This is a genomic window from Sphingobium sp. WTD-1 (assembly GCF_030128825.1).
Lineage (GTDB): Bacteria > Pseudomonadota > Alphaproteobacteria > Sphingomonadales > Sphingomonadaceae > Sphingobium.
Genome location: NZ_CP119127.1, coordinates 916,211 through 925,000, shown reverse-complemented (window position 1 = coordinate 925,000; position 8,790 = coordinate 916,211). Strand labels below are relative to the sequence as shown.

Here is an 8,790-nt window from a genome sequence, read left to right as displayed (position 1 = left end):
CGCACCAGGTCTGGGCTGCTCTATCCTGATGGCCGGCGTCGTGCTCGCGATAGACCGGTTGCTGCCGCCACTCGCCGCGCCGATTCGGCTGGCGATTCTGGTGCCGGCTGGCGGCATCGCCTTCCTGGCGGCGCTGATGCTGTGCGCGCGCGGCACGCTGATGGAACTGGTGCGCCTGATCGTGCGCCGCGCGCCGCCGGTGCAGGCGCCCGCCTGACGGACCGGCGGACGCCCAGCCTTCGTCAGGCGGTCTGGATATAGTCGCGCAGCGCGGCGGCTTCCGATTCGATATTGTCGATGCGGAACTTCACCAGATCACCGATCGAGACGAGGCCGACCAGCGAGCCGCCCTTCACCACCGGCAGATGGCGGATGCGCCGCTTGGTCATCAACGACAGGGCATGGATCACCGGCATCTGGTCGTCGATGGTGATCGGCGGCTGGGTCATCACATCGGCGACCGTGTGGTTCAGCGCCTCTGCCCCTTGCTGGGCCAGACGATAGACGACATCGCGTTCGGAAAAGATGCCGACCACCTGGCCGCCATCGACCACCGGCACGCAGCCGATCCGCCGATCCGCCAGCAAGGTCACCACCGACAATACGCTGTCGGTCGACTGGACCTGGACGACGTCGCGCCCCTTGCCCTGCAAGATTGCCGCGATGGTCATGGCCGCTCTCCTTTTGTGGACTTACTGTCTCTGCGCTTGATGATCCCACTTTCGCGGCGCAAAGAAAAGGGAGGAGAGCAAGAGAATGACAGAGAAAAAGGGCCTGGACGATCCCCGGATCGCGGCGACCGCCTGGTCGCGATTCCGCCGGATCATGCTCTGGATGGCGCTGGTCGGCGCGCTATGCGTCGGCGCAGCCCTGCTGTTCCTGCGGCTATGGACCGGGCCGATGCCGGTTCACATGATCATCGCCACCATATTGGGCGTCTGGTTGACCTTCATGCTGGGAACGGGCTTGATGGCGCTCGTCTTCCTCTCCGCCGGGACGGGGCATGACGACCAGGTAATGGACCGGCTAAAGGACGAGGTGCCGCTTGACGATTGATCCCCATCGCGAAGTGATATTGCGGGTCGTGCCGCGCCCGGCCGACATCAACAGCAATGGCCATATCTTCGGCGGCTGGGTGCTGAGCCAGATGGATATTGCCGGCGGCATCGTCGCGGGGCGAATCGCCCAGGGCGCGGTGGCCACAGTCGCGATCGAGAGCATGAAGTTCATCTCGCCGATCCTGATGGGCGACCTGGTGTCGGTCTATGCGCAGGAAGAGAAGCGCGGCCGCACATCGGTGGCGATCCGCATCGACGTGGTGGCGACTCGCGGCGGCGGCGCGGAAACGGTGGCGCTGACCAGCGGCGTCTTCACCTTCGTCGCACTGGATGAGACGCACCGCCCCCGCCCCATTCCCGGCGACTGAGGGGGTCAGCGCAGCTTCTGGTCATAGCTGTAGCTGACCTGCCCATTGGCCGGGATGATGGCGCGCCAGACCCAGCTATTGCCGCGGCGCTCCATCTGGGTCGGACGCGGCGCGATGTCATGGGGAATGAGGATTTCCGCCGTCGCGTCGAACGGCCGCGCGTTGGTGAGGGTCAGCGTCCAGCGCCGCGCCTTTGCCGACTGGCCGCCGATGACCGCCATGATGCGGACATCGGCGCTCTGGGCGATATCATAATCGACCCGCTCGCCTTCCGCCTTGTCGCCAATGTCGGTTTCGCCCGCGAGCAGGCGCTGGCCGTCGATCGTCTCGAACAGGGCGACGCGTCCCGAAGGCATGGCGAGACCCAGACCGTCCGCCTTGCGATTCTGAAGCCGCAGACGCAGCGTCATCGGCCGTGACCGGCCATTGCCGTCGCTATAGTCAATGGTCGCGGCATAGAGACGCTCGACCAGCACATCGGGCTGGCGCAGCAGCGCCACCTGCTTCTGCCCCCTGGCTGCGACATCGACGGTCACAGGGACGCGATAGAGTTTGAGGTCACCGACATCCTCTCGCGATGGAGGCGGAGGGGGCGGCGGCGGAGGGGGAGGGGGCGCGGCCATCATGGGTGCCGGGACACGGCGCGCGGTCAGCACGATTTCCTGCGCAGAATCCATCATCGCCTCGGCCTGCGGCATCTCGATCGGAAACAACTCCCACTGCGGATGGGTGCTGGTGATATCCATCGGCCAGCAGCGTAGCGACAGCGGGCCACCCGTCGGTCGCGGCTGGACCTTCCGTCCCTGCTTATTGGGCTGTCCGGCGATGACGCTGAGCCGAGCGTCGGCAAAGCCGGTGACGCCGCCATTGGCCACGGTCAGCCAGGCCATGAGGTCGAGATGGCGGCCATCATCCTGCATGTCGGCGACATAATTGGCAGCCCAGTCGAACCCCTCCGCCAAATAGGTGAGTTGCAGCGTGACGCGGGTCGGCCGGGCGCTGGAGGCGATGACCGACAGGGTCGGACGCGGCGACAGGTCGGTCGGCACGCGCGGATAGAGCATGCGTTCGGGCAGGCCGCTGCACCCCAGCGCCTCATAGCCCTGCGCCGTCTGGACGATGACGCCGCCCATCGGCCCGGCGCTGATGATCGCGTCCTGCTCGCTGACCTTGCCGGTCTTGCGGTCGGTGCGGCGCAGGGTGACGCTACGCTTGAGATAGGCGTCGACCAGACCGGCGGGCGAGAGCAGCCGGGCATCGCGATTCTTCTCGCGCACGCCCTGCGGCATGCCGGAAAGGACGGCGGTTTCGGGCATCAGTCCCTCTGCCACGCCCTCGAACCGCACCACCGATTCGCCCCGTGGCAAGTCGATGATGCGAGTCTCGTTGATCAGCGCATAGCCGCCGGGCCATTTGGGATCGATCGCCCCCTTGGCGCGGCCGGGCTGGCGATAGACGGTGACGGAGACCGAATCGGCCTTGGTCGAGACCACCGTACCCGCCCGCGCCGGCGCGATGCCGAAGCAGAGCAGAAGAAGGACAAGGACGCGCAGCAGCACGGCAGCGCCGGTCAGTAGCGCGAATCGAAGGTGACGCTGAGATCGACCGAGCCATTGGCGGGCACCGGCACGCTCCATTCCATCCGGTCGGCGGAGACGCGCTTGCCTTCCAGGCTTTGTGCGGTAACGCGGGTGTCGCCCCACAGCCCCTGCTGGGCCAGGTCGACCGTCACCGCTTCGGGCCGGGCGTTGGTGAGCGTGTAGCGCATCCGCGTTTCCCAGCGCTGGCCGCCCTTCTTCGTGCGCTGCTCGACGGTCGGGCGCACCTTGACGTCGAATGCCTCGCCCGTGCGCAGCGCCATCGACGATCCCATCGGCGTATGGTCGATGCTGTTCTCGCCGATGAACTGGGGATCGCCACGCGCGTCGCGCATATAGACGCGGATCGTGCCGGCCGGCAGTTGATCGCCAAGGCCGCCCTGTTTCGAGGTCGAGAATTTGAGCACGCTCGATGCGCTCATCGGTTCGGTCGAACTGCCCATCCAGCTATTGAGATATTCATAGGTGGCGCGGGCCGGCGCGCCCTTCACGTCGAGGAAGCTGACCTGCTTCTGCTGGGCATTGGCGATGGTCGTGCGATCGGCCAGCGGATAGAGATAATAGTCGCCCAGCCGCTCGCGCGGACCGCTTTCGGTGCCGGCCTGGTCGATCGCGCCGCTAGACGACTGCCACCAGTTACGCCGCCCGCCGCCATTGGCCGGATTGCCGGCGACCAGGATGGTCTTCGCATTGGTGAAGGTCGTGCCCGTATTGTTGGTGAGCGTCACCCAGCCCTGCATGTCCATCGCGCCCTTGGCTGCGTCGAACAGCGCGACATAATCGGCGGTCCAACCAAGATTGGGCGTCAGATAGGATAATCGGGCCGGCACGGTGCCGCCGCGCGCGGCGTCGATCGTCACCGACAGGGTCGGACGGGCGCGCAGATTGGGCGGCACCCGGTCGAAGATCACCCGTACCGGCAGGCCATCGTCGCGCAGCACCTCGATCCGCGAACCGATCTGCATGACGATGCCGCCATTGGCCGCAAGTATCTTGGCACGCTCGCGCGTCTCGGCGCCGGTCGCGGGATTGGTGCGCACCAGCGTCACCTCCTGCCCCACCGCCTTGTCCATCAGCTTGTCGGGCGAGAGCAGGTCGAAATCGAAATTCTGTTCGACAATCGAGAAGCCGGGGCCGGAGAGATTGACCGTTTCGGGCCGGATGCGGGCGGATACATCGGGAAATTCGATCCGGTTGCGACCGGCATTGACGCTCAATTGCCGGTCATCCTGCACCAGCGATTGGCCGCCATTATAGATGGTGACAGCGACATCGCCCTGGGCGGTGGCGCCTGTGGGATCGACAGAAGCAGTTTGAGAAAAGGCGGCGGCCGGCAGCATCAGGGCCAGACCGGTCAACAGGCGGACAGTCGTCATCAGGTCGCACTCCCCTTATGCGACGACCTTCTGCCCCAAGCGGCTATATTTGCAAACAAAAAGGGGCGGCGCCGGGATGGCACCGCCCCTTTTTGGTTTTCGGGTCGCTCGAAAGCCGCGCTTATTCGGCGGCTTCGGTCGCCGGACGGGCGCGGCGGGTGCGCTTGCGGGGCGCTTCCTCGGTCACGTCCGTGTCGCTGTCATTATCGGCGCGGGCGATCGAGGGCGGCAGGATGCTGACATCCAGGCCTTCATTCGCGTCGGTCGGCGCGACATCAGCCTTGCGCGGACGGCCGCGGCGCGGCTTGGGCGCTTCGGCGGCCGGCTCGGCTGCGAGTTCTGCGGGCTGTTCGGCTGCCACCGGCTGCTGCTCGGTCGCGTCCTCGGCCACCGGGCGGTCGCGACGATTGCGATCGCGACGATTACGGTCGCCCCGGTCGCCACGATCATTGCGGTCACCGCGATCCTGGCGCTCGCCGCGCGGTTCGCGACGGTCATAATCGCGTTCGGCGCGCTCGGGCTGTTCGGTGCGGCCCTCTTCGGCGCCGTCCTCATTGCCCTCGAACTCTTCGCCTTCGTCTTCGAAATTCTCGTCATTCCGGCGGAAGCGCTGCTGCTGCTCCTCCTGGCGCGAACGATTGTCGGCCAGCACGCGGAAATAATGATCGGCGAACTGCAGATAATATTCGGCGTTCACACGGTCGCCGGCCATCTGGGCATCGCGCGCCATATTCTTGTATTTCTCAAGAAGCTGGGCCGCATTGCCGCGGGCGCGGTTGTCGATACGGTTGCCGTTGTCGCCACCACCCCGGTTACCGCCATTGGGACGACCGTTGTTGTTATTATTCCGGCCGCGATTGCGGCGACCGGCCTGCCGGTTGTTGATCAAGACATGATCCTTGCGTTCGCTATGATAATATTCACTGAAAACACTGTTCAGCTGCTATCCCCAAGCACCGCCCCTTCCGTGGGGCCGGATGTGGCTCCGCCAGACATGATCCGAACCGGACCACGCCCTCAGCCACCAGAGGCGCTTGCGCAGCAGCGCCATCTTGACTTTCAGGAGCAGGAAAATGCCTTATCCATCAATGGCCTGATAAGGCCATGTCGCCGGAATGGCGGTTTTCCTGATCCCGATGTAATGGCATTCACGCGATAAACCAAGCAATTTTCGCTGTGGTGGCGTGAAATCCCGCCTTCTTATTCGCCCGGCGTGGCGACGAGGCAGCGATCATGCCCCGCAAGGTCGCGGCGCAGCGACACGCCCAGCCCCTGCGCCCGCAGCAGTGCCGACACGCTTTCCCCCTGATCATAGCCGATCTCGATCGCGGCCATGCCGCCCGGCGCGATCAGCGCAGGCAGTTGCGGCGCGATGCGGCGATAATCGTCCAGCCCGTCGGCGCCGGCAAACAGGGCGCTGGCCGGATCGTGCAGCACATCGCCGGCGAGCGGCGCGTCGGTGGCGATATAGGGCGGGTTGATCAGCAGCAGGTCGAACGGCCCGGTCACGCCGGCCGCCCAATCGCCCCGCTGGAAGCGCGCGCGCGTCCCCGTGCCCAGCCGGTCGGCATTGCCCTGCGCCACCGCCAGCGCGGCGGCCGAGGCGTCGATGCCCAGCCCTGTCGCATCGGGCCACTGGTCGAGCGCGGCGAGCAGCAGCGCGCCCGATCCGGTGCCCAGGTCCAATATGGTCGCAGGCGACCGGTCACGGAAGTGATCGACCGCCGCCTCGATCAGCGTCTCGCTGTCCGGGCGCGGGATCAATACGTCGGGGGTGATGGCCAGGCTGATCGTCCAGAAATCGCGACTGCCCAGGATATGGGCGATCGGCGCGCCGGCCAGCCGTTGCTGCATATGGACAGCGAAAGCGACAGGGACGGACAGGTCGCGCTGGCGCAGCAACAGGTCGTTGCGGCCGATGCCCAGTGCATGGGCCATCAGCAGTTCGGCGTCGAGCCGGGGGGTGTCGCTGATCGCGGCTAAGCTGACAGTGGCGTCGCGCAGCGCATCGGCGACGCTCACGCCACCCCGTCCAGCTGGGCGAGGCGCGCAGCCTCATCCTCGGCCACCAGCGCGTCGATCACTTCGGCCAGGCCCGGCCCTTCGAGAATCTCGGGCAGGCGATGCAGGGTCAGGTTGATACGGTGGTCGGTCACGCGGCCCTGCGGGAAATTATAGGTGCGGATGCGCTCCGACCGGTCGCCCGATCCGACCATCGCCTTGCGCGCGCCGGCCTGTTCGCTCTGGGTGCGCTCGCGCTCCGCCTCATAGATGCGGGCGCGCAGCACCTGCATCGCCTTGGCCTTGTTCTTGTGCTGCGAGCGCTCATCCTGCTGCGTCACGACGATGCCGGTCGGCAAATGGGTGATGCGCACGGCGGAATCGGTGGTGTTGACGTGCTGGCCACCGGCGCCAGAGGCGCGGTAGATGTCGATCTTCAGGTCGGAATCGGCGATCTGGACATCGACTTCTTCCGGCTCGGGCAGGATCGCCACGGTCGCGGCGCTGGTATGAATGCGGCCGCCGCTTTCGGTGACCGGCACGCGCTGGACGCGATGCACGCCGCTCTCGAACTTCAGCTTGGCGAAGACGCCGGTGCCGTTGATGCTGGCCACCACTTCCTTGAAGCCGCCCTGTTCCGAGGCGTTGGCGGAGATCATCTCCATCTTCCAGCCCTGGGTATCGGCGTAGCGCTGATACATGCGGAACAGGTCGCCGGCGAACAAAGCCGCCTCGTCGCCGCCGGTGCCGGCGCGGATTTCCAGCATCGCCGGGCGGGCATCGGCCGAATCCTTGGGCAGCAGCTGCAACGCCAGCGCGCGCTCGGCATCGGGCAACTGTCCCTTGAGCAGCTGCATTTCCTCCTGCGCCATTTCGCGCATCAGTGGATCGGCATCGCTGTCCTCGCCACCGGCCATCTGTTCGAGCGCGCGCAGTTCCTGACGCAGCCGGCGCACTTCATGCGCGGCCCGCGCCACCGGCTCGATCTCGGCATATTCCTTGGACAGTTTCACGAACGCATCGGGCGCGAGGTCGGCGCGCGTCATCGACGCCTGCACCTCGTCCCGGCGCGCCTCGATCTGCGCGATGCGTTCGGCGGAGATGTGCATCAGAGCGCCGTCACCGTGCCGATCAGCGCATCCAGTGCAACCGCCTGCTGCTCACCGGTGCCCAGGTTGCGGACCGCCGCCTCGCCGCGTGTCAGTTCGTCGTCGCCGAGGATGATCGCCCAGGCGGCACCCGATGCGTTGGCGCGCTGCATCCGCTTCTTCATATTGCCGCGATAGCCCATGTCGCAGGCGATGCCGGCGCGGCGCAGATCGGCGATGATGCCGGTCGCCTTCGCCTCGGCCGCCTCGCCCATCGGGATCAGCACGATCTGCGGCTTGTCGATCGCCGGCTGGTCGATCAACATCGCCAGCCGCTCGATCCCCGCTGCCCAGCCGACCGCCGGGGTCGACGGCCCGCCCAGATTCTCGATCAGACCGTCATAACGACCGCCACCCAGCACCGTGCCCTGCGCGCCGAGCCGGTCGGTGATGAACTCGAACGCGGTGTGGCGATAATAATCGAGCCCGCGCACCAGCCGCGAATTGCGTTCCCAGGCGACCCCGGCAGCGTCGAGGCCGCTCGTCACCTTGTCGAAGAAGCTGCGCGCCTCGTCGGTCAGATAGGCGTCGATGTCCGGCGCGCTGTCGGCGATCGGGCGGTCGCGCGGATCCTTGGAGTCGAGGATGCGCAGCGGATTCTTCGCCAGCCGGTCGATGCTTTCTTCCGACAGCTCGCCCCGATGCGCCTCGAAATGGGCGATCAGCGCGGCGCGCCAGGCTTCGCGGCTTTCCGCGTCGCCCAGCGTGTTGAGGTTGAGGGTCACGCCTTCCGACACGCCCAGTTCGCGCAGCAGCTGGTCGGCCAGCACCAGCAGCTCGACATCGGCCGCCGGCTCGCCCGCGCCCAGGATTTCGGCGTCGAGCTGGTGGAACTGACGGAACCGGCCCTTTTGCGGGCGCTCATAGCGGAACAGCGGGCCGTGGGTCGCGACCTTGAGCGGCGCAAATTGCTGCCAGCCCTCGGTAATATAGGCGCGCGAAATGCCGGCGGTGAATTCGGGGCGCAGGGTGATGCTGTCGCCGCCGCGATCCTCGAACGTGTACATTTCCTTCGACACGACGTCGGTGCTTTCGCCCAGCGAACGGGCGAACACCGCGGTCGATTCAAAGACGGGCACTTCAACCCGCTGGAATCCATAGAGTTTGCGCACCCGGTCAAAGGTGGCGACGACATGGGCGAAGCGTTCCTGGAACGCCTCCGCCGTGCCGCCCAACATGTCCTGCGTTCCGCGCACCGGGCGCGGCGTTTCGATCTTCGCCATGGGGCAGCGCCTTTAACG

At 66.3% G+C, this 8,790-nt stretch carries 10 protein-coding genes (1 of these 10 running past the window's edge); 3 read left to right on the top strand and 7 right to left on the bottom strand.

Annotated features, from left to right (window positions below; genetic code table 11):
- On the top strand, nt 1-217 hold the 3' end of the coding sequence (locus N6H05_RS04660; RefSeq protein ID WP_284114167.1) for a lipopolysaccharide biosynthesis protein. 1,271 nt of this gene lie to the left of the window's left edge; only the last 217 of its 1,488 coding nucleotides appear in the window; its start codon lies off the left edge, out of view; its stop codon occupies nt 215-217.
- A gap of 25 nt (nt 218-242) precedes the next feature.
- Here N6H05_RS04660 and N6H05_RS04655 read toward each other — a convergent pair whose 3' ends face one another.
- Complete coding sequence (locus N6H05_RS04655) at nt 243-671, bottom strand: CBS domain-containing protein (RefSeq protein ID WP_284112898.1); 429 nt, start codon at nt 669-671, stop codon at nt 243-245.
- A gap of 85 nt (nt 672-756) precedes the next feature.
- Between N6H05_RS04655 and N6H05_RS04650 the strand changes: the two genes are divergently transcribed.
- On the top strand, nt 757-1,056 hold the full coding sequence (locus tag N6H05_RS04650) for a hypothetical protein (RefSeq protein WP_284112897.1): 300 nt from the start codon (nt 757-759) through the stop codon (nt 1,054-1,056).
- Nucleotides 1,046-1,426, top strand: coding sequence for an acyl-CoA thioesterase (locus N6H05_RS04645; RefSeq protein WP_004209127.1), 381 nt, complete (start codon nt 1,046-1,048; stop codon nt 1,424-1,426). The genes N6H05_RS04650 and N6H05_RS04645 overlap by 11 nt, the downstream gene beginning before the upstream one ends.
- 5 nt (nt 1,427-1,431) lie before the next feature.
- Here N6H05_RS04645 and N6H05_RS04640 read toward each other — a convergent pair whose 3' ends face one another.
- The 6 genes from N6H05_RS04640 to hisS form a co-directional block, all read right to left on the bottom strand.
- On the bottom strand, nt 1,432-2,985 hold the full coding sequence (locus tag N6H05_RS04640) for a DUF4139 domain-containing protein (RefSeq protein WP_284112895.1): 1,554 nt from the start codon (nt 2,983-2,985) through the stop codon (nt 1,432-1,434).
- A gap of 11 nt (nt 2,986-2,996) precedes the next feature.
- A complete protein-coding gene (locus tag N6H05_RS04635) occupies nt 2,997-4,400 on the bottom strand; it encodes a DUF4139 domain-containing protein (protein WP_284112894.1) in 1,404 nt (467 codons plus the stop codon).
- Nucleotides 4,401-4,521: 121 nt separating this feature from the next.
- A complete protein-coding gene (locus N6H05_RS04630; protein ID WP_284112893.1) occupies nt 4,522-5,289 on the bottom strand; it encodes a DUF4167 domain-containing protein in 768 nt (255 codons plus the stop codon).
- 311 nt (nt 5,290-5,600) lie between these two features.
- Entirely contained in the window at nt 5,601-6,422 is an 822-nt protein-coding gene (prmC, locus tag N6H05_RS04625) for a peptide chain release factor N(5)-glutamine methyltransferase (RefSeq protein WP_284112892.1), read from the bottom strand.
- On the bottom strand, nt 6,419-7,510 hold the full coding sequence (gene prfA, locus N6H05_RS04620; RefSeq protein ID WP_017499489.1) for a peptide chain release factor 1: 1,092 nt from the start codon (nt 7,508-7,510) through the stop codon (nt 6,419-6,421). Before prfA ends, prmC begins: the two co-directional genes overlap by 4 nt.
- Entirely contained in the window at nt 7,510-8,772 is a 1,263-nt protein-coding gene (gene hisS / locus N6H05_RS04615; RefSeq protein WP_284112891.1) for a histidine--tRNA ligase, read from the bottom strand. Before hisS ends, prfA begins: the two co-directional genes overlap by 1 nt.
- Nucleotides 8,773-8,790: the final 18 nt, after the last annotated feature.